Origin of the sequence: Ruegeria marina (assembly GCF_900101475.1) — a bacterium.
Classification (GTDB): domain Bacteria; phylum Pseudomonadota; class Alphaproteobacteria; order Rhodobacterales; family Rhodobacteraceae; genus Ruegeria_B; species Ruegeria_B marina.
Map to the genome: position 1 here is coordinate 140,014 of NZ_FMZV01000009.1, position 19,347 is coordinate 159,360.

The 19,347-nt window shown below is 62.0% G+C and carries 21 protein-coding genes; 6 read left to right on the forward strand and 15 right to left on the reverse strand.

The window, feature by feature from the left end:
* The first annotated feature begins 13 nt into the window (after positions 1-13).
* Positions 14-523 carry a divisome-associated lipoprotein DalA gene (dalA, locus tag BLT75_RS13815; protein ID WP_093032663.1) on the forward strand — a complete coding sequence of 170 codons (510 nt, stop codon included), beginning with the start codon at positions 14-16 and terminating at the stop codon, positions 521-523.
* 67 nt (positions 524-590) lie between these two features.
* Here dalA and BLT75_RS13820 read toward each other — a convergent pair whose 3' ends face one another.
* From BLT75_RS13820 to BLT75_RS13850, 7 genes are all read right to left on the reverse strand, one after another.
* A complete protein-coding gene (locus BLT75_RS13820) occupies positions 591-1,055 on the reverse strand; it encodes a PTS sugar transporter subunit IIA (protein ID WP_093032856.1) in 465 nt (154 codons plus the stop codon).
* A 64-nt stretch (positions 1,056-1,119) separates the two neighbouring features.
* Complete coding sequence (gene hpf, locus BLT75_RS13825) at positions 1,120-1,683, reverse strand: ribosome hibernation-promoting factor, HPF/YfiA family (RefSeq protein WP_093032666.1); 564 nt, start codon at positions 1,681-1,683, stop codon at positions 1,120-1,122.
* Positions 1,684-1,935: 252 nt separating this feature from the next.
* Positions 1,936-2,694: an LPS export ABC transporter ATP-binding protein gene (gene lptB / locus BLT75_RS13830; protein ID WP_093032859.1), complete on the reverse strand. Its 759-nt coding sequence runs from the start codon at positions 2,692-2,694 to the stop codon at positions 1,936-1,938.
* Positions 2,694-3,185 carry an LptA/OstA family protein gene (locus BLT75_RS13835; protein ID WP_093032669.1) on the reverse strand — a complete coding sequence of 164 codons (492 nt, stop codon included), beginning with the start codon at positions 3,183-3,185 and terminating at the stop codon, positions 2,694-2,696. The genes lptB and BLT75_RS13835 overlap by 1 nt, the downstream gene beginning before the upstream one ends.
* Positions 3,186-3,188: 3 nt before the next feature.
* On the reverse strand, positions 3,189-3,794 hold the full coding sequence (locus BLT75_RS13840) for a hypothetical protein (protein WP_093032673.1): 606 nt from the start codon (positions 3,792-3,794) through the stop codon (positions 3,189-3,191).
* Positions 3,795-3,797: 3 nt separating this feature from the next.
* Positions 3,798-4,766 carry a KpsF/GutQ family sugar-phosphate isomerase gene (locus tag BLT75_RS13845; RefSeq protein WP_093032676.1) on the reverse strand — a complete coding sequence of 323 codons (969 nt, stop codon included), beginning with the start codon at positions 4,764-4,766 and terminating at the stop codon, positions 3,798-3,800.
* Complete coding sequence (locus BLT75_RS13850; protein WP_093032679.1) at positions 4,763-5,377, reverse strand: ribonuclease D; 615 nt, start codon at positions 5,375-5,377, stop codon at positions 4,763-4,765. Before BLT75_RS13850 ends, BLT75_RS13845 begins: the two co-directional genes overlap by 4 nt.
* A 161-nt stretch (positions 5,378-5,538) precedes the next feature.
* Between BLT75_RS13850 and BLT75_RS13855 the strand changes: the two genes are divergently transcribed.
* Positions 5,539-7,923, forward strand: a complete 2,385-nt coding sequence (locus BLT75_RS13855; RefSeq protein ID WP_093032682.1) for a calcium-binding protein — start codon at positions 5,539-5,541, stop codon at positions 7,921-7,923.
* 105 nt (positions 7,924-8,028) lie between these two features.
* Complete coding sequence (locus BLT75_RS13860) at positions 8,029-10,215, forward strand: FG-GAP-like repeat-containing protein (RefSeq protein WP_176828021.1); 2,187 nt, start codon at positions 8,029-8,031, stop codon at positions 10,213-10,215.
* Between the two features lie 112 nt (positions 10,216-10,327).
* On the opposite strand, the gene BLT75_RS13865 is transcribed toward BLT75_RS13860, so the two are convergent.
* The 3 genes from BLT75_RS13865 to BLT75_RS13875 all read right to left on the reverse strand — a co-directional run bounded on the left by BLT75_RS13865 (position 10,328) and on the right by BLT75_RS13875 (position 12,109).
* Positions 10,328-11,023 (reverse strand): ABC transporter substrate-binding protein, encoded by a 696-nt coding sequence (locus BLT75_RS13865; RefSeq protein WP_143028562.1) that lies wholly within the window; start codon positions 11,021-11,023, stop codon positions 10,328-10,330.
* Positions 11,024-11,094: 71 nt separating this feature from the next.
* Complete coding sequence (gene recR, locus BLT75_RS13870) at positions 11,095-11,691, reverse strand: recombination mediator RecR (RefSeq protein ID WP_093032699.1); 597 nt, start codon at positions 11,689-11,691, stop codon at positions 11,095-11,097.
* A gap of 73 nt (positions 11,692-11,764) precedes the next feature.
* Positions 11,765-12,109, reverse strand: coding sequence for a YbaB/EbfC family nucleoid-associated protein (locus BLT75_RS13875; protein ID WP_093032702.1), 345 nt, complete (start codon positions 12,107-12,109; stop codon positions 11,765-11,767).
* Between the two features lie 150 nt (positions 12,110-12,259).
* Here BLT75_RS13875 and BLT75_RS13880 point away from each other — a divergent pair, with 150 nt between their 5' ends.
* The gene (locus tag BLT75_RS13880; protein WP_093032705.1) at positions 12,260-13,465 is read left to right on the forward strand and encodes a hypothetical protein; all 1,206 of its coding nucleotides are present in this window, start codon (positions 12,260-12,262) and stop codon (positions 13,463-13,465) included.
* On the opposite strand, the gene BLT75_RS13885 is transcribed toward BLT75_RS13880, so the two are convergent.
* The 4 genes from BLT75_RS13885 to BLT75_RS13900 form a co-directional block, all read right to left on the reverse strand.
* A complete protein-coding gene (locus tag BLT75_RS13885; RefSeq protein WP_093032708.1) occupies positions 13,462-14,337 on the reverse strand; it encodes a TauD/TfdA dioxygenase family protein in 876 nt (291 codons plus the stop codon). The two genes, BLT75_RS13880 and BLT75_RS13885, sit on opposite strands and share 4 nt — an antisense overlap.
* Before the next feature lie 79 nt (positions 14,338-14,416).
* Positions 14,417-14,959: an NADPH-dependent FMN reductase gene (locus BLT75_RS13890; RefSeq protein WP_093032711.1), complete on the reverse strand. Its 543-nt coding sequence runs from the start codon at positions 14,957-14,959 to the stop codon at positions 14,417-14,419.
* Positions 14,960-15,110: 151 nt separating this feature from the next.
* Positions 15,111-15,773 (reverse strand): YiaD family glycine zipper/OmpA-like lipoprotein, encoded by a 663-nt coding sequence (locus BLT75_RS13895; RefSeq protein ID WP_093032714.1) that lies wholly within the window; start codon positions 15,771-15,773, stop codon positions 15,111-15,113.
* Positions 15,774-15,925: 152 nt separating this feature from the next.
* The gene (locus tag BLT75_RS13900) at positions 15,926-16,777 is read right to left on the reverse strand and encodes a methylated-DNA--[protein]-cysteine S-methyltransferase (RefSeq protein ID WP_093032717.1); all 852 of its coding nucleotides are present in this window, start codon (positions 16,775-16,777) and stop codon (positions 15,926-15,928) included.
* Positions 16,778-16,949: 172 nt separating this feature from the next.
* Between BLT75_RS13900 and nth the strand changes: the two genes are divergently transcribed.
* Positions 16,950-17,594: an endonuclease III gene (nth, locus tag BLT75_RS13905; RefSeq protein WP_093032720.1), complete on the forward strand. Its 645-nt coding sequence runs from the start codon at positions 16,950-16,952 to the stop codon at positions 17,592-17,594.
* Complete coding sequence (locus BLT75_RS13910) at positions 17,591-18,577, forward strand: adenosine kinase (protein WP_093032723.1); 987 nt, start codon at positions 17,591-17,593, stop codon at positions 18,575-18,577. The genes nth and BLT75_RS13910 overlap by 4 nt, the downstream gene beginning before the upstream one ends.
* A 218-nt stretch (positions 18,578-18,795) precedes the next feature.
* On the opposite strand, the gene BLT75_RS13915 is transcribed toward BLT75_RS13910, so the two are convergent.
* Positions 18,796-19,281: an RNA pyrophosphohydrolase gene (locus BLT75_RS13915; protein WP_093032726.1), complete on the reverse strand. Its 486-nt coding sequence runs from the start codon at positions 19,279-19,281 to the stop codon at positions 18,796-18,798.
* Positions 19,282-19,347 lie beyond the last annotated feature (66 nt).

Sequence of the window (19,347 nt, forward strand, 5' to 3'; positions counted from 1 at the left end):
AATTGGTGAAACCATGGCGCGACTAATCTCCCTGCTGGTGATTTGCTTTCTTGGGTTGGCGGCTTGTACCGACACCGGACCGAGCACTCTTGGCTCGGATGGCAAACCCTTGCCCAAGGCCTACAAGATCCGGGGAAATCCGGCGACGCTCCAGTTCAGGATGCTCGACTCTGTCAATGCTCTGCGGCAGGCGTCCGGGCTTGCGCCAGTGCAGCTGAACGCACAACTCAATGCAGCTGCGGCTACCCATGCTCGTGACATGTCGGTGCAGAACCGCCCCTGGCACTTTGGCTCCGACGGGTCCTCTCCGATCGACCGGGCCGTGCGCGCCGGTTATCCGGGCGTGTTCCTGGGCGAAGCAATTTCGGAAACTTACGAGACTGAGGTTGAAACGCTTGCCGCGTGGATGGAAGAACCCGGCCCGCGTTCCGTGATACTGGACCCGAAGGCGGTCAACATGGGCTTTGCATGGTTTCAGGAAAACAACGGCAAGATCTGGTGGGCCCTGGAAATGGGCGGTTGAGATCGACGCCACGTTACAAATGGAAAAGGACCCCGCCGGGGTCCTTTTTTTTCATTCAGAATGAGAGTCAGGCCGCCTGAAGGGGATGTGATTCGGTAAGAATCGCGTAGATCTTGTTGGGATCCGGATTGGCCCGCAGCTTGGTGCAAATAGCTTGCTCCCGTAGGGTCCGCGACACCAATGCCAAAGCTTTCAAATGTTCGGCGCCCGCATCTTCAGGTGCGAACAGGGAAAAGGCCAGGTCGACCGGAAGCCGGTCGACGGAGCCGAAGTCCAAGGGTTTTTCAAGCATGATAAATGCGCCGGCGACGGACTCGAGCCCGGGAATTCTGGCATGCGGCAAAGCCACGCCATGGCCGACTCCGGTCGGGCCCAGGCTTTCCCGTTCCAGCAATGCTTCCAGCGTTTCCTGAGCGTTCATACTCAGGGCACTTTCAGCCAAGTCCGCGATTTCTTGAAACAATCTCTTCTTGCTCGAAGCGGCGCCAATCACTCGGACCGCTTTCGGCTTAAGGATGCTCGAAAGCTCCATATGTTCTTGCTCCTCGGACATGCCACCGCACAGGGCGGAGGCATGTCTGGTCAAATCTTGCGGTTTATGGATCGATCCAGCCGATATTGCCGTCTTCGCGACGGTATACGACGTTCAACCCATCCTTGCTCTCGTTTCGAAACACAAGAACCGGGGCTCCGGCCAATTCCATCTGCATCACGGCTTCGCCGACCGAAAGCGAGGGAATCTTGGTTTCCATCTCGGCCACGATGATCGGTTGCAGAGAGTCAGGCTCGGCCTCGGCGTCAGTTTCATCAGACGCGAGGATATAGGATGCTGCCCCATAGAGTTCAACCGGCTCGGACCGATCCTTGTGGTGATCTTTCAGCCGGCGCTTGTAGCGGCGCAGTTGCTTGTCCATCTTTTCGCAGCAGCTGTCGAAGGCAGCGTAGATCTCGTTGGCATGCGCCTTTGCCTGGGCGGTCAAGCCGGTCGACAGGTGCACGGTTGCTTCGCACACGTATTCATGGGCAGAGCGGGAAAACACGACTTGAGCGTCAGTTGGGCGTTGCGCGTATTTGGATACGACTTCTCCCAGTTCAGCCTCGACATGAGTCTGCAAGGCGGCACCTATGTCGATTTGCTTTCCGCTGATTTGATAACGCATGTGATCTCCTTCACAAATTTCACCCCTATTGACACCGCGATATACGGTGCGCCTGTTATTCTTGGGTGACGGGAATTGACAAAGTTTCGGATTGTGGACGTTTGTTCCCTTCCTCGAAAGGGTGACCAGAAACAGCTTCGAACCGCAGCTTTGCCATAGCTCTATTGAGGCAAGAGACGCGCGTACTGTCAATCACAAGCACGGGTCTGCGACGGATTTTCCTCTGTTGCGTCCGGAAAGCCGGGTCGCGGGTCAGGAGATGCGAAAATTCTCTCCCAGGTAAACCCGCCGGACGTTTTCGTTCTCCACGACTTCCTCGGGATTACCTGACATCAGGACCTGTCCGTCGTGCAGGATATAGGCACGGTCCACGATTTCGAGAGTTTCGCGGACGTTGTGATCGGTGATCAGAACGCCGATGCCACGGTTCTTGAGGTCCGACACCAAATGTCGGATATCCCCTACGCTGATCGGGTCCACACCGGCAAATGGCTCATCCAAAAGCAGGTACTTGGGGTCGGCCGCCAGACAGCGCGCGATCTCGACCCGGCGCCGTTCGCCGCCCGACAGCGCCAGCGCGGGCGCCCGGCGCAGGTGCTCGATGGAAAAATCCGACAAGAGTTCCTCGAGTCTTTCGCGCCGCTTGTGGGGGTGCTTTTCGGTAACGTCGAGCACCGCGAGAATGTTGTCCTCGACGCTCAGGCCGCGAAAGATCGACATTTCCTGCGGCAGGTACCCGATTCCCATCCGGGCGCGGCGGTACATCGGCAAGGTGGTTGCGACCTGACCATCAATGATGACCTTGCCCGCTTCGGGAAAGACCAGACCGGCAATAGAATAGAATGTGGTGGTCTTGCCTGAACCATTCGGGCCGAGAAGGGCCACGACCTCGGACCGACCCAGGGTCATGGACACGTCCCTGATAACGGTCTTCTTGCGATACGATTTTCGCAGCTTCTCGATTCTAAGGCCCGATGACCCCTCGGTTACGGTCAGAGCAGGTCGGGTCATCATTTGTTTTCCGGGTTCAGGATCGTCTTGACCCGGCCGACCATCTGCGCCGTGCCGGAAATCAGGTTCACCGTCATCTTGCTCGACGTCAGCGCATTCTGGCCCTGGGTCAAAAGGACATCTCCGGTCATCACGATGATGCCGGAATCGATTGTATAATCCGCTCGCTGTGCCTGTGCCGCATCCGGGCCGCTGACCAGAACCACGTCACCGGTCGCTTCCAGCCGCTCGATGCCCGATCGTTCCTGACGATAGATAACCAGAACGCGCTGGGCAGAGAGACGCATTTCTCCTTGCGAAACAAGAACATTGCCCTTGAACTCGGCCGAACCGTCCGCCTGGTTCACGTCCAGAGTATCCGAGGTGACCTCTACCGGCAGCGTCGGGTCCGCCTTGATCGCGCCAAAAGCCACATTGGCGCCCTGCGCATGGGCGGCGACCGAGCCAAGCGTCAAGAGGATGCCGATTGTCAACGCGCGAAAATGGATCACAGGTTATCTTTCTGACGTTTTCGGATCATATACCAGTTTCACGCCATTCTTGAAACGAATATGGATGGGTCCGCCTTCGTTTTCAGCCCCTATTTCCATTGAACCTGCGGTAAATTCTCCGATCGGGCCGGTTCCGTTTACTGCCCCGGGCGTGTTTCCCGAAACGCCGCTCAACGCGGTGTTGAGTTCTTCTGTAGTCACGCGGATGCCATCCGAAGTGGTCATGACCACGTTGCCGGAAAAGTTCGCCATGTCACGATCCAGTTCCAGGGACCCCACGTCCGACCGCAACGTGATCAGCCTGCCATTCTCCAGACGGATCTCGGCAGACAGATCGATTGCTTCGCCCCGCGAATCCGGCCCGCCCGGACGCGCCAGTTCCGCCTGTACCTGGATCTGTTCGCCCTGCGGGGTGACGCCCGAAAAGAACGGGCCGGTGACCTGCTGGTCGCGGGTGCGTTCGGCAATCTCGTCCTCGGCGAATGGAATGGGAGAGCCCAGATCGACCCCGCGCGACAAAAGGAACACCGCCGACAACAGGGTCAACGCCGCCAGAGGCAGGATCACCTTCAGCAATTTAACCATGCGCGAGTAGCGATCTTTCGCCATGGCTTATCCCAGGCCAACCCGCAGACAGTCGTGAATGTGCAACAGGCCCTTCGCCTTGCCCGGATCGGCCTCGTCCACGACGAAAAGAGAGGTGATCTTGCGCGCGTTCATGATTGCCACCGCTTCCTCGGCGAGGGCATCGGGTGTGATGGTCGTGGGGTTGCGAGTCATGACCTCGGCCGCCGTCTTGTCCAGCAGGCCGGACATGTGCCGCCGCAGGTCGCCATCGGTGACGATACCTGTCAGGCGTCCTTCGGCATCGGTGACGCCGACCACGCCGAACCCCTTGCGGCTGATTTCCAGCAGCGCCTCGCTCATCCGGGTCTCCGCAGCGATCAGCGGCACGGCATCGCCGGTATGCATCAGGTCCGACACCCGGCTGAGCCGGGCGCCAAGCTTGCCGCCGGGATGGAACACGCGGAAGTTCTCGGGGCGGAAATCGCGGAACTTCATCAGGGCGATAGCCAGCGCATCGCCCATCGCCAGCGTCAGGGTCGTCGAGATCGAGGGCACCATGCCGAAACCGCAGGCTTCGCCCAGCGACGGGATCCGCAAATGCACATCGGCCTGCGTCATCAGCGAGCTTTCGGGCTTGCTCGACAGCCCGATCAGCGGGATGCCGAACCGGCGGGTAAAGGCCAGCAGGTTTGCAAGTTCGGGCGCCTCGCCCGAGTTCGAGATCGCCAGTACCACGTCGCCACCGGATACCATGCCCAGATCGCCATGGCTGGCCTCGGCGGGATGCACGAAATAGGCGGGTGTTCCGGTGCTGGCGAGCGTGGCCGCGATCTTGTGCCCGATATGACCCGACTTACCAATGCCCGACACGATCACCCGGCCCTTGGTATTCAGGATCAGGTCGACGGCCTTGGCAAAGTCCTCGTCCAGGCTGTCGGCCAGCGCGTCCAGCGCACGGGCCTCGTCCAGAACGACCTGGCGGGCAATGGACAGAAAGGATTCCATGTCGGTCATGAGTGCGCAAAGATGTCGATTTCGGGCCAGCCTTCCAAGTCCAGTCTGGCACGAGTTGGCAAGAAGTCGAAACAGGATTGCGCCAGATCTGCGCGCCCCTCGCGCTCCAACCGCTTGTTCAGTTCCTCGCGCAGGCGGTGCAGGTGCAGAACGTCCGATGCCGCATAATCCAGTTGCGCCTCGGTCAGGGTCTCGGCGCCCCAGTCGCTCATCTGCTGCTGCTTCGAGATGTCGATGCCCAGCAATTCCTGCGTCAGGTTCTTCAGCCCGTGCCGATCGGTATAGGTGCGTACCAGCCGGCTGGCGATCTTTGTGCAGTAAACCGGGGCCGCCAGCGTTTTGTAGGTATTGAACAATGCTGCGATATCGAAGCGTCCGAAATGAAACAACTTCAGTACATTCGGATTTTCCAGCATGGAACAGAGGTTGGGCGCGCTGGTCGAGCCCTTTTCGACCTGCACGATATGGGCATTGCCGTCGCCGCCCGACATCTGGACCACGCACAGCCGGTCGCGATGCGGGTTTAACCCCATGGTCTCGCAATCGATCGCCACTATGGGACCCAGGTCCAGCCCGTCGGGCAGGTCGTTCTTGTACAGGTGATTTGCCACGGAAATGTCCTTTGCGCAGTATCGAAGCCGAAATAGGCCCTTTGCAAGTCAAACTCAACCTCGTGCGGTACGGGGCACAGGTTCTTGTACAATCGCGTAAATGCCGAATTTGTGGTATTCAGACACAGTTTAGTGGAGTTCATAGTTCTTAGGGTGTTGTTATGACGAGTACACAAGAGTACCTGCAGGCCACGTCTCAGGTTTCCGAGGATCTTTCCGATTTGGGAAGCTTTCTGCTGGTGCTGGACGCAGGGCTGCAGACGGCCGACCGGGTTCTGGCGTTACCGGGCAATCTCGAGACCCTCTTGCGTGATCGGGCGGACCTGATCGACCTGCCGAACGCGGTCGTTCGGTTGCTAGGGTCTATCCCCTATGGCATCGGCACCGCCATCCGGCAACTGGATCGGGTCGCCAACAGCGTGTCGGGCACAATTGATGCCCAGGCCGACATTCTTGCTGCGTTGGACCTGTCCTGGCAACCTGCCCAAAATCTGGTCACGGTTTTGTCCGAGGCGGGGTCCACCGCTTCTGTGACGCTTGCGGGTTTCGAAATTGCAACCGGCGTGCGCGTGGACGAGGCACAAGCCCTGTCCGCCAGTTTCGGGTCCGAACAGGTCCCTTCCGGGACCGAACTGGACACCCGCCTGTCCGACTATGTCGAAGGCGCCGAACGCTGGTTCCAACAGCGTGATGCGCTGGTCGAACCGATGCGGTCCGCGCTGAACCAGGTAACCGTGGCAGTGGACGACATCGAAACCCTTCTGCCGAATCTGGCTGACGTCAGGGCCGATCTGGACCGGGCATTGTCGGTCTTTCGCGGAGCGGCCAACACCGCCAACCGCATTCTGGACGCACTCGATGTCGACGTGAATCTTCCCTGGCCTTTTCCCGACACCAATCTGCTCGACGTGATCGAAGCCATTTCGGGGGTGTTTTCGGCGATTTCCGGCTTTGTCGAAGATCTGGTCTTTTCCATTCTTCGCAGTCTGGGCATCGACATAGACCGGGTGTTCGATCCTGTGCAGGACGCCATGCTGTCCGCACTGCAACCGCTGTTTGGTGCATTGGCGACCCTGCAGTCGGCGACGCAGCAGTTGATCGGCGTTGTCTCCGACGGACTCGAGACCATACGCCAGAACCTGGAAAACGTGCTGGCCACACTGGCTGACGAAGTCGATTTCGGAGCGTTGTTCGCCAACACCGAATTCGGGGACGAAGCACCCGGACTTGTCGATTTCGCGGACGTACTGGACGGCGGTGACGGGGAGGATGGCCTGTACGGCCTGCAAGGCAACGACATTCTGCGTGGTTTCGGCGGCGGCGATTTCCTGTTCGGCGGCATCGGCCGGGATACGCTTTCCGGCGGCGAAGGGTCGGACGAACTCTATGGCGGAGCAGGCAATGACGCGCTTTTCGGCGGCGCCGGAGCTGACCAGATCCACGGTCAGTCCGGTAATGACACATTGTGGGGCGGTCTGGGCAATGACACCCTGGTTGGCCAGGAGGGAACCGATCGCGCCGCATTTTCAATTCATAGCGGCATGGCCACCATTCAAAGGAACGGCCAAACCGTGGTCGTCACATCCTCGGAAGGGGTGGATTTCCTCCAGGGTGTCGAATTCCTGCAATTCAGCAATGGCGTGATCGAGGTTGCAACGCTTGCGCAGTCAGGGTCCTTGCCGACGGCCGGCAACGATCGGTTGTCCGGTGGACCGCAGGGCGATTTTCTGGATGGCCTGTCCGGCAACGATACGGTTCTTGGGCGCGGCGGCGCCGACACATTGTTCGGTTCCGGGGGCAACGATCTTCTGGCCGGGCATGACGGCGACGACGAAATAGAAGATCTTTCCGGCGATAACACCGTGTTTGCAGGCGCGGGGAACGACAGCGTACAGACCGGCGCCGGACAAGACGAGATATGGGGCGGCCCTGGCAGCGACAGCTTGTTTGCCGGAGGCGGCGCCGACACGGTGGGCGGATCCGATGGCAACGACGCGATCGGTCTGGGCTCCGGGGACGATCAGGGTTGGGGTGGCGCCGGCAACGACACGATCTTTGCCGCCGCTGGCAACGACACCATCGCCGGTGCCGACGGTTCCGATGATCTGTGGGCCGGCGATGGCGCCGACCTTGTTTTCTCGGGTGCCGGAAACGACCGCGCGGCCGGCGCAGGCGGCGATGACACCGTTTGGGGTGGTGCTGGCAATAATGTCATTTTCGGCGCAGACGGGCAGGACGAACTGCGCGGCGGGGCCGGCGACGATACGCTCTATGGCGGTGCGGGGGATGACAGTCTGACCGGCGGACTTGACCGGGACGTCTTCGTCTTTGGCAATGGTGCGGATCTGGTGCTCGATTTCCAGGCCACGCCAACAGGGGATATTGTGGATCTTCGATTTGCGAGCGGCATAGAGGGGTTCGCAGACCTTCAGGCCAACCATATGACCGAGGCAGGGGGAGGTACGATGATAACGGACGGCATGAATTCCATGACCCTGGCGGGGGTTTCGATGGCTCAGCTGACATCCGATCATTTCCTGTTCTGATCGAACCGGCCCGATCCCGGTTCTCGCTTGCAGGGCCGCATGCTTGCGTGATGCCGTGAATTTGTGAACAATCCGGCAAAAATGCAGAACCGGGAGCGAGCGGGCGTGTTCACCTACAGTACGGACATCTACCTGAACTTTGATATTGGCTATGTAGGCTGGGCACAGGCTGCGGATCTGAATCGAAACGGGTTGCCCGAGATCGTCCTGACACGGTTTACCGTACCTGGTGGCGAATGGCAGGATCTTCCGATTCTGGAAATCGGTTTCGACGGTACCTTGACCAATATCGCAGGCCAGATCGGCGGGAGCGCTCTCCCGCAGGTCGATTTTGGCCGCGGCCTGATCGTGGATGATCTAAACGGAGACGGCTGGGACGACATTTTCGTCGCCGACCATGGTCTCGATGTTCATCCCTTTCCCGGCCAGGTGAACACGGTACTCATGTCCGATGGCCAAGGGGGCTGGGTGGATCGAAGCGCCGAGTATTCGCGCGGCACGGATTTCACCCATTCCATCGCGTCGGGCGATCTGAACGGAGACGGAGTGACGGACGTCTTCGTGGGCAATCTCGGAGTAGACCCGGCCTATATCGTTTCGGTAAACCCGGATGGCACGCCCAGCTTCGACGCGTTGCCTCTTCACGGTGTTCGTACCTACACGACATCGGCGATTGCCGACCTGGATGGCGACGATATCGACGAACTTATCCTGGGTGCCGACCAGAACATTGCGCCGGGGCTGAGCAGCCAGATCGCGCGGTGGAACGGTTTCGGGTTCGCGATGACCCAGCTTCCTGCGCAGACCACGCTGGATCAGTCGATTGCGCTCGATATCCAGGTCACCGATCTGAATGGCGACGACAGGCCCGATATCGTCATGCTGCTGACCGATGCCGACCCCTTCTACACGCGGGTTGCCATTCAGGTTCTGATCCAGCAGCCTGATGGACAATTCAGCGATCGCACGACGGACTGGTTCGACCCCCACGATTTCGTGGGGGCCAACGACCCGAACGGCTGGGGATCAAGGCTGTTCTTTTCCGACCTCGATCTAGATGGAGACCTGGACCTTCTGGTGCAGATGCAATTTCCCAACAGCCACAGGATTTTCTATCAGGAAGGCGGACGTTTCTCTCCGGGGTCTGACGATCAGACCATAGGCGGCTCGAACGAGGCGCTGGCGCTGGTCGATTTCGACAACGACGGTGTCGAGGAAATCCTGGCGTTCACCAGCCAGAGTGTCTGGGTCTATGACAATGGCCTGAGCCTGCCACCGATCGAGCGTATCGGGACGAACGGAAACGATACGATCATGGGGTCCGGGCGGACCGAATTGATATGGGGGCTTGGGGGCAACGACTCGATCTCCGGGCTGGGGGGCGACGATACGCTCTATGGCGGTCCGGGTGCGGATACGCTCGACGGCGGCGATGGCAACGACCTGCTGGGCGGCACCACGGAAAACGACCTGTTGCTGGGCGGCGCGGGCAATGACGAAGCCTATGGCGCGGCGGGCGACGACACGATCTGGGGCGGCGCCGGCGACGATGTGCTGGGCGGCTCCGGCGGCAATGACGAGATCCACGGCGACGATGGCAATGACGGGCTCTGGGGCTCGTTCGGGGACGACACCATCGAAGGCGGCGCGGGAAGCGACACGCTGGGCGGATCGACCGGCAACGACAGCCTGTCGGGCGGCGGCGATGCCGACGAGCTCTGGGGCGCGATCGGGGCCGACACGCTCGACGGCGGCGCCGGAAACGACACGCTGGGCGGTGCGGACGGGGCCGACAGCCTGTCGGGCGGCGCCGGCGACGACGAGCTCTGGGGCGCCGACGACAACGACACGCTCGACGGCGGCGACGGCAATGACCAGATCGGCGCAGGCCAGGGCAATGACGTTCTGAACGGCGGGTTTGGCAACGACCAGCTGTTCGGCGGGCTGGGCAACGACCAGATCGAGGGCGGCGACGGCAACGACACCATCTACGGCGCGGCGGGCGATGACACGATCGACGGTGGGTGGGGCGATGATCGGATCTTTGCGGGACCGGGTTCGGATGTCATCCGTTTCTCGGATGGTTCCGACATCGTTTATTATTTTTCGGCAGGGTCAGATCGGATCGACCTTTCCGGCGTGCCAGGGATTGTTGATTTTGCGAACCTGCAACAGAACCAGCTGAGCGAATTCGGTGGCAGTGCAATCATTACCGACCTGTTTGGAAACACTCTGACATTGGACGGTGTTTCTGTGGCATCGCTCACCGAAGCCGATTTCATTATTTTCTAGAAATCACGTGATTTCGCCGGATCGGAGAGGGTATTGCGCAACCGCTTATCGGCGTGTTTGCACAACGAAGGCCGATGCCCTGCCGCGACAGCCGGCAAACTGACCAGGGTTGTCATTCTAGGCGGAAGCGCTGGATGCCTGCCGCCGCGAGCTCTTCATCCAGCACGCTTGTCGTCAGCAGGTCGAGAACGGCCGCCGCGCCCGAACCGGGTGACATGGCCAGGAACACCGACATGTCGATGTCGGTGCCGAAGCCGGAGGGAAACACGGCGGCAGGACTGATGCCCGGCGTGGACAGGATCGTGGTCAGAGGCGCGACGGCCAGTTCGGTTTCACCTGCCGCGACCGAAGCTACGGGTTCGCCGCCACCCATAGGACGGCTTTTGGAGGCCACGGTTTCCGGCAGTCCCAGTCGTGCAACCGCGTTCAGGAACATGCGTCCGCTGGTCCCCGCGCCGGTATAGGCGATGCTTTCGGCCTTTCGGAAAAGCTCGGAGATTGCGGGCGCGTCGCGGAGGACCTGCGTTTCCGGTCCTGACCGCCGCCCGACGGCAAGCGGTACCCGGCCAAAGGGCCGGTGTGTCGCCGCGTCAACCCGGCCGCGGTCGATCAGGGCCGGGACATATTCGGGATTGGTCAGGCCGATGTCGAAGGCTTCGCCGGCGTTGATGCGCTCGGGTATCCGGGGGTTCAGGTCGACCGTCTGCGCGACGGCTGCGCCGGCTGCCGTGTCGAGGCGTGGGCCAAGGCGCGTCATCAGCCCCCGGATCGCCACGGGCAAGAAGATGCGCAAACTGCCTGTTGTCAATTCCCGGCCCTCTCTGCGAGGCGCCCCCGGATCGGGGTCCCGGACAGCGTACCCGCCTTTCGGTGGCGGGACTAGAGATCCTTGCGGGCGCGCATGGCGGCCGAGATGGTGCCGTCGTCGAGATAATCCAGCTCTCCGCCGATCGGCACGCCCTGCGCCAGCGAGGTCAGCCGCACCTGGCCACCCAGTTGGTCGGCGATGTAATGGGCCGTTGTCTGCCCGTCGATGGTAGCATTCAGGGCCAGGATCACCTCGGTGATCTCCTCGGCCGCGATCCGGTCGGCCAGCCGCGGAATGCGCAAATCCTCGGGGCCGACCCCATCCAGCGCGGACAGGGTGCCGCCCAGAACGTGATAGCGGCCCTTGAACACGCCCGAGCGTTCCATCGCCCAGAGATCGGCCACGTCCTCGACCACGCAGAGCTCGCCGGTGGCACGGCGGTCGTCGGTGCAGATGTCGCACACGTCCGAGGTGCCGATATTGCCGCAGTTGAGGCATTCGCGGGCGGTGGCGGCGACCCGGTTCATCTGCTCGGCCAGCGGCGTCAGCAGCAGCGCGCGCTTGCGGATCAGGTGCAGCACCGCGCGCCGGGCCGAGCGCGGCCCCAGTCCGGGCAGACGCGCCATCAATTCGATCAGCGCGTCGATATCCTTGGTCGATCCGGCCATGATCCTGTTCCCTGCTCGGTGTCTGCCCTGCCGCGATCCTGCACGCAGTTCACGACAAAGGAAACGACCGCCTTCAGAACGGCAGCTTGATGTCCTTGGGCAGGCCCATGCTTTCGGTCAGGCGAGTCATTTCCTCCTGCGCCTTTTCGGCCGCCTTGGCCTGGGCGTCCTTGATCGCGGCGAGGATCAGGTCCTCGACCACTTCCTTGTCGTCGCTGTTGAAGATCGAGGGGTCGATGTCGAGCCCCTTCAGCTCGCCCTTTGCGCTGGCGGTGGCCTTGACCAGCCCGGCCCCGGATTCGCCGGTGACCATCATACTGTTCAGATCCTCTTGCATCTGGGCCATCTTGGTCTGCAATTCCTGCGCCGATTTCATCATCTTGGCCATGTCGCCAAGACCGCCGAGTCCTTTGAACATTGGGTATCTCCTGCACATCCGATTTGCGTCTAGATACGGTCGGCGGTCAGCCGGCACAAGTGACTCCGGGCCGTCTGCCGCGCATTCAGCTTTCAAGATGGCCTTTCGGTGATAGGCTGTGGGACAGCCGGGTCGCCGGGGAGGGGAACAATGTTCGCAGTTGCAGATACAGATGGCCTGGTCGCTGATGGCGTGATCACGCCCGAAGCCGCGCGCGAGATCGAGGCGCGGTCGCGGCAGGCGATGGTGACGCTGGGGATCAACACCGTTCTTTGCCTGGGCATCCTGTCGGCAACTGGCGGGCTGATCTTCTGGTTGCAGGACCCGCTCGCGGTATCCGTGGTGGGGCTGATGCTGCTGGCCGGGGGGCTCGGCGTTCTGGCACGCGGCACCGAGGAATTTCGGATGTTCGGCAATGCAGCGGTGCTGATCGGGGGCGGAATGCTCTGCGGCGGCGGCACGGTCGAGCTGGTGTCGAACCATGAACAGATCGCGGGCCAGGCGCTGACGCTCCTGGGCGGACTGGTCATGGGGGTGGCGGCCTATGTCTTTGTCCGAGACTTCATGGGCGTACGCTTTGTCATCGGGGCCGTGGCGCTGATGGGGCTGGCAATGCATGTCGGCGGACTGGGCTACCTGATTGCCTACAACGATGTATCGGGCCTGCCGGCAAGCCTGTTCTATCTCTATACGGCCGTCCTGCTTGCGGGGGGTGGCTGGCTGCTCGACGTGCGGCTGGTCACGGCGCTGGCCATTGCTCCCTTTGCGCAGATGCTGGATACCGGAACCTTCTATTTTCACGCGGCCTATGTGTTCTATTCACCGGAATCCACGCTTTCGATCGTTCAGATGGCGGTACTGTTGCTGGCCTGTGTCTGGGTGGCGGGGCGATATGACGAGCGCGTGGCGCGGCACGCGCGCATTCTTTCGGTGCTGGCCTTTGTCGTGGCCAACCTCTGTGCGCTGGTCGGCTCGCTCTGGGGCGATGTGATCGGCGAGACGATCTGGGGTCCGGCGGAACCCGAGGTCTGGAGCGAAGGCGCCTGGGATGCCTATACAAGGGCGCGCGACGCCTATCGCGAAACCGCACTGTTCATTTCCGAAGATGTCTATTCCATCCTCTGGGCGGTGGCGCTGTTGGCGCTGTTGTTCCGGGCCTCGCATCGCGGCAACCGGGGGCTGTTCAACACCTCGCTCGTGTTCGGGGTGATCCACGCCTATACCCAGATGTTCGAAAGCTTTGGCGACGAGCCGCTGGCCTATGTGATCGGCGGGTTGGCGCTGATCCCCATCGCCTGGGGCATGTGGCGGTTCGACCGGCGACTGAAGGAGCGCGCTACCGGCCTGCCGGTCTAGGCATTCAGAACCCGCACGGCGGCAAGCCCGTCGGCTTCGGTCACCGAACAGCAGATCGAACGCAGGGTGCGTTCATGATCATAGTTCCAGGGACGGCCCCGGTGCAGGGTGGCGCGTTCGTCCCAGATCAGCACATCGCCCACCTGCCAGCGATGAGTGTAGACATATTCGGGCCGGGTGCAGAAGGCGATCGCCTCTTCCAGGATCTCCTGGCTTTCGGCATGGCCCAGCCCTTCGATGGCAAAGGCGTGCGAGGCGATGAACAGCGCCTCTTGCCCGGTGGCCGGGTTGGGCCAGATCGCCCGCCAGGGCCGGTCGGGCCAGCGGGTCATCACCGGCAGGCGGGCCAGATCGGCCGAGAGTTTCGCGCGGCTGTACGACAGCCGATGCCAGATCACCGCATCCTTGAGTCGTTCGCGTAGATGTGCCGGCATCTCGGCCCAGGCAACGCGGGTCGAAGCGATCTCGGTCTCGCCGCCCGAGGGTGGCACCACAAGCGCGGTCAGGATATTGATCAACGCCGGGGTGGGCAGGAACGTACTGTCGGTGTGCCACAGCATGTTGGATTGCAGGTTCAGCATGTGAAGGTCGTCATGCGCCCGCAGCCCGCCCGACGTCTGGTTGCTGAGTTCCGAGACCTGGAATTCCACGTCGCGCCCGGCAGCCATCGCATCGCGGTTTTCCAGCGGTCCGAACAACTCGCCCAGCCGGGTATGATCGGTATCCGAGATCGACTGCGCCGGGAACAGCAGCGCCGAATGCCGTTCGAACAGCGCCCGTATCTCGGGGTAGAGGTGATCGGCTGTCACTTCGCGCAGGTCGACGTCTTGGATGATGCGTCCGAATTTCGGATGAAGCGCGCTGTTATGCATTCCGGCCCCCTGTTGCCTGATGGGATCAGGCTGGCGCGGCTTTGGGCGCCGCGCTTGCCGGTTTGCGACAATTTTCGGTTCAGCGCAGAGCCTCGGCGCGGAGCTTGTCCATCAGTCGTTGCAGGGTCGCCGTGTATTGTTCGCTGATCAGCTGACCTTGGTCGTCGAACTGGTTGGAACTGTCGGCCAGGTGCACTTCGGGCCCGGTCAGAAGCCGGGGCTGGAACGGCACGAGAAAACTGCGCAGGGCCGCCTGTGAACGTTCGCCTCCGGATCGGCCGGCTGCCGCCGACATCACCGCAACCGGCTTGTCGGCCCAGGGCTTGCCCTTGGTCCGGCTGACCCAGTCCAGCGCGTTCTTGAGCACACCCGAAGGTCCCTTGTTGTACTCCGGCGTCGAGATCACCACCGCATCGGCGGCGGCGATCTGGTCAGCCAGCGCCTGCACCTCGGCAGGGATACCATCGGCCTTTTCATTGTCGCCATCATAGAGCGTCAGGTTCAGATCGGCCTCGATGAACCGGTCGGGCGCGAACAGGCGCGCTGCCTCGCGCATCAGCTTGCGGTTGGTGGCCTCGCGGCGCAGAGAGCCACTGATGCCCAGAAGGGTAAGGTCGGTCATGTCGGTCTCCTGATTTCCTCGTCCTCAACCTAGAGCGGGCGGCCAAGCTGCCAAACCTTTGCCGTCGCGCAACCCTTGTGTGAATATGCGCGGAGGTTCCAGAATCGAAAAAGGGGCCAGTTGCGCCCCCTTTCCAAGTCCTGCGAATGGATCACTTCGGGATGATCACGATCTCGACCCGGCGGTTCTGCGCCTTGCCCTCGGGAGTCAGGTTCGAGGCAATCGGATTGTTCTCGCCCATGCCGATGGTCGAGATCCGGTCATAGGTCACGCCTCCCGATTGCAGGATGTCGGCTACCGCGTTTGCGCGGCGTTCGGAAAGGCCCTGATTATAGGCGGCATCGCCGTCGCTGTCGGTATGGCCAATGACCTGGACGTTCGACCTGGGATAGCGCACGAGATGCGTCGCGACCTTGCGCAAGTCCGATTGCAGCGCCGGGCGCACGGTATAACTGTCGGTGTCGAAGGTGATGTCGTTGGGCACCGTGACGACAAGCCGGTCGCCGGTGTTGATGATCGAGATACCGTCATTGGCCAGTTCCTGGCGCAACTCGGCCGCCTGCTTGTCCAGCTGGTTTCCGATCAGCCCACCGCCCGCGGCGCCGATGGCCGCCCCGGCGAGCGCACCCAGCGCGGGATTGGAATCGTTGGCGATTGCTCCGACGCCGGCGCCCAGTATGGCGCCCGCGATGGCACCGGTCTTGGTATTCTTGTTCGGGTCGGCATTGGTGCTCAGAGAAGTCGGATCGGTACAGGCGCCCAGCGCCAGAACGGCCACCATCCCTGCTGCAAGTGTATGTTTTTTAGTGGTCATGGGTTCACTTTCTGCTCCTGCTCCCGTTTGGCTCGGGATGTGATGCTTGGGACCAGTATATCACCGCCGGGTCCGGTACGAACAAGCAGCAATGCGGTAAAATCGGCGAAACATCGCCCAAACTCGCATCGTTCTGGCGCAAGCCCGGCCCGTCACGCTTCGCTGCGCGCCGACTCCCAGGCAAGCATGGCGCGTTTGACCGGCAGGCCCCAGTGATAGCCACCCAGGCCGCCGGATTTGCGCAGCGCGCGGTGGCAGGGGATCAGCCAGCTGACCGGGTTGCGTCCCACCGCCGTGCCCACCGCGCGTACCGCGCGGGGCTGGCCAATGGATTGGGCCAGTTCGCCATAGGTGGTGACCTGGCCCGAGGGGATGCGCAAGAGCGCCTCCCAGACCTTGATTTGCAAGGGCGCACCGATCAGGTAGAGCGGTACCGGCTCCAGCCGGTCGCTGGCGGCGCCAAAGGCGCTGAGCGCCCAGGGGCGCAGGCGCATCGGGTCCTCGACAAATTCCGCCTGTGGCCAGCGCGACAGCAGATCCTCCATCGTGGCCTCTGCCCCCGCCTCGGCGGCAAAGCCGATGCCGCAGATGCCGCGTTCGGTTCCCATGACCAGCGCCGGGCCAAAGGGGCTTTCGAACCAGCCCCAATAGATCGTCAGATCCGCCCCCTTACGGGCATAGTCGCCGGGGCTCATCGCCTCCCACCGGACGAAGAGGTCGTGCAGCCGCCCGGTGCCCGAGAGACCCACGTTCTGGGCCGCCTCCAGCAGGGTGAACCGTTCCTCCAGCAGCGCCTTGGCGTGGCCCAGCGTCAGGTATTGCTGGTATTTCTTGGGTGAAACCCCGACCCAGCGCGAGAATACACGCTGGAAGTGCGCGGGGCTCATGTTCATCCGGGCTGCCAGATCCTCCAGCGACAGCGTCTCGCCACCGGCGTCGATCAACTCGATCGCGCGGCGGATGACGCCATAGTGATAGCCCTCTTCTCCGGTTCTGACGTTCATGGCACACCTCGCATCCTTCGAGATCGAATGTAGGCGTCTTTGTACCGGTCAGCGACCCGGAATGTGCTGTTTTGTACCCGCCCCGGTGACCGGTCTTGCCGTTTTGTACCACGCGGGGCAAAACCGATCTTTGGGCTTGTCTGGTGCAGCGACGGGCGGCATTAAGGCCCGGATGGCAAAGCAACTCGATTACCACACGATCCGCGAGATCTTTACCCGGTTCCAGGCCGCCGATCCCGAACCCAAGGGTGAGCTGGAGCATGTGAACGCCTATACGCTGGTGGTGGCGGTCGCGTTGAGCGCGCAGGCCACGGACGCGGGCGTCAACAAGGCCACGCGCGCGCTGTTCCGGATCGCCGATACGCCCGAGAAGATGCTGGCGCTGGGCGAAGAGGGACTGATCGAGCATATCAAGACCATCGGCCTGTTCCGGCAGAAGGCAAAAAACGTCATCAAACTGAGCCGGATCCTGGTCGAGCAATATGGCGGCGAGGTGCCGAATTCCCGTGCCGCGCTGCAATCGCTGCCCGGCGTCGGGCGCAAGACCGCCAACGTGGTTCTGAACATGTGGTGGCGAATGCCGGCGCAGGCGGTGGACACCCATATCTTTCGCGTCGGCAACCGCACCGGCATCTGCCCGGGCAAGGATGTCGACGCGGTCGAGCGCGCCATCGAGGACAACGTCCCGGCCGATTTCCAGCTGCACGCCCATCACTGGCTGATCCTGCATGGCCGCTATCACTGCAAGGCGCGCAAGCCCATGTGCGGCACCTGCATCATCCGCGACCTGTGCCTATATGAGGACAAGACCCTATGAAGACCTACGATATCGTCGGCATCGGCAACGCGGTTGTCGATGTCATCTCGCAAGCCGACGACAGCTTTCTCGACCTGATGGGAATCGAGAAGGGGATCATGCAACTGATCGAGCAGGAGCGGGGCGAGGTGCTGTACGCCTCGATGAAGGACCGGGTGCAGACGCCCGGCGGCTCGGTTGCCAACACGATCGCGGGCGCCGGGGCGCTGGGTCTGGATGCCGCGTTCATCGGGCGGGTGCGCGACGATGCGCTGGGCCATTTCTATGCCGATGCGATGAACGAGGGCGGTATCGACTTCGTCAACCCGCCGGTGGCAGGCGACCTGGCGACCTCGCGCTCGATGATCTTCGTCTCGCCCGACGGCGAGCGGTCGATGAACACCTACCTGGGCATTTCGACCACGCTCAGTTCCGCCGATGTGCCGCGCGAGGTGACGGGCAATGCGAGGCTGATGTTTCTCGAAGGCTATCTGTTCGACCATGACGCCGGTAAATCCGCATTCCGCGAGGCGGCGCGGGCAACCCGTGCGGCGGGTGGCAAGGCGGGGATCGCGATTTCCGACCCGTTCTGCGTCGACCGGCACCGGGCCGATTTCCTGTCGCTGATCCAGCACGACCTGGATTTCGTGATCGGCAACGAGGCGGAGATCCAGTCGTTGTTCGAGACCGACCATCTGGACGATGCGCTGATGCTGACCTCGGGCATCTGCCCGCTGGTGGTGTGTACCCGCTCGGGCGACGGGGTGACGGTGATGGATGGCACGCTACGCATCGACGTTCCGGTGGAAAAGGTGGTGCCGGTCGATGCCACCGGCGCGGGCGACCAGTTCGCTGCCGGATTCCTGTTCGGCATGGCCCAGGGCCGCGATTACGAGACCTGTGCCCGGATCGGCAATGTCTGCGCCCGCGAGGTGATCGGCCATATCGGACCGCGCCCGGAGACGAACATGGTGGAGTTGCTGCGGGAACATGGGCTGCTCTGACCCCGGTGTCGGCGGAGGGGCGCTGCCCCTCTTGCCCTGCGGGCAATTCACCCCGGAGTATTTTCGACCAGAAAGAAGCAGGAAAATGGCATTCGCTTCTTTCTGGTCGAAAATACTCCAGGGAGTTTGAGGGACAGCGTCCCTCAACAGAAAACTAAAAAATGCGCGCCGCAGGCGCACTGTTCGATCTAAACGCAGCGGCCTGGTCTGCGATCCTGCTATTGCAAGTAAGTGCAGAACGCCTGGAGCACCTGCCGATAGACCTCGCGCTTGAACGGTACGATCTCGACCACGAGCCGGTCGGGAGACTGCCATTTCCAGCGGCTGAATTCGGGATGATCGGTTGCGATGTCGATCTGATCGTCGCGGCCAAGGAAGCGGAACAAATACCATTTCTGCTCCTGCCCGCGATAGCGTCCTTTCCATATACGTGGCACCAGGTCTTGCGGCAGATCGTAGGGGAGCCAGCCCTCGGTTTCGGCCACCAGTTCGACCAGGTCGGCGGTGACGCCGGTTTCTTCCCAAAGCTCGCGCAGGGCGGCCTCGAACGGGTCTTCACCGACATCGACGCCGCCCTGGGGCATTTGCCAGGCGTCGGTATTCTGATCCATGCGCTGGCCGACGAAGACGTGGCCCCGGGCGTTCATAAGCACCAGTCCGACGCAGGGGCGATAGGGCAGTCTGGCGATTTCTTCGGGTGTCATCGGGTGTCTTTCCTTGCGGCTGTCCCTCTCTAGCAAGGGACGTTACGGCGGCAAAGGGGGTGACGT

Bases quoted from the DNA above. Each gene is read 5' to 3' on its own strand.
- recR (WP_093032699.1), bottom strand. From the start codon at position 11,691: ATGGCCGGATCGACCAAGGATATCGACGCGCTGATCGAATTGATGGCG.
- BLT75_RS13875 (WP_093032702.1), bottom strand. From the start codon at position 12,109: ATGTTCAAAGGACTCGGCGGTCTTGGCGACATGGCCAAGATGATGAAA.
- BLT75_RS13885 (WP_093032708.1), bottom strand. From the start codon at position 14,337: ATGCATAACAGCGCGCTTCATCCGAAATTCGGACGCATCATCCAAGAC.
- nth (WP_093032720.1), top strand. From the start codon at position 16,950: ATGGCAAAGCAACTCGATTACCACACGATCCGCGAGATCTTTACCCGG.
- BLT75_RS13890 (WP_093032711.1), bottom strand. From the start codon at position 14,959: ATGACCGACCTTACCCTTCTGGGCATCAGTGGCTCTCTGCGCCGCGAG.
- lptB (WP_093032859.1), bottom strand. From the start codon at position 2,694: ATGACCCGACCTGCTCTGACCGTAACCGAGGGGTCATCGGGCCTTAGA.
- BLT75_RS13915 (WP_093032726.1), bottom strand. From the start codon at position 19,281: ATGACACCCGAAGAAATCGCCAGACTGCCCTATCGCCCCTGCGTCGGA.
- dalA (WP_093032663.1), top strand. From the start codon at position 14: ATGGCGCGACTAATCTCCCTGCTGGTGATTTGCTTTCTTGGGTTGGCG.
- BLT75_RS13820 (WP_093032856.1), bottom strand. From the start codon at position 1,055: ATGGAGCTTTCGAGCATCCTTAAGCCGAAAGCGGTCCGAGTGATTGGC.
- BLT75_RS13910 (WP_093032723.1), top strand. From the start codon at position 17,591: ATGAAGACCTACGATATCGTCGGCATCGGCAACGCGGTTGTCGATGTC.
- BLT75_RS13855 (WP_093032682.1), top strand. From the start codon at position 5,539: ATGACGAGTACACAAGAGTACCTGCAGGCCACGTCTCAGGTTTCCGAG.
- BLT75_RS13845 (WP_093032676.1), bottom strand. From the start codon at position 4,766: ATGACCGACATGGAATCCTTTCTGTCCATTGCCCGCCAGGTCGTTCTG.
- BLT75_RS13900 (WP_093032717.1), bottom strand. From the start codon at position 16,777: ATGAACGTCAGAACCGGAGAAGAGGGCTATCACTATGGCGTCATCCGC.
- hpf (WP_093032666.1), bottom strand. From the start codon at position 1,683: ATGCGTTATCAAATCAGCGGAAAGCAAATCGACATAGGTGCCGCCTTG.
- BLT75_RS13895 (WP_093032714.1), bottom strand. From the start codon at position 15,773: ATGACCACTAAAAAACATACACTTGCAGCAGGGATGGTGGCCGTTCTG.
- BLT75_RS13880 (WP_093032705.1), top strand. From the start codon at position 12,260: ATGTTCGCAGTTGCAGATACAGATGGCCTGGTCGCTGATGGCGTGATC.
- BLT75_RS13840 (WP_093032673.1), bottom strand. From the start codon at position 3,794: ATGGCGAAAGATCGCTACTCGCGCATGGTTAAATTGCTGAAGGTGATC.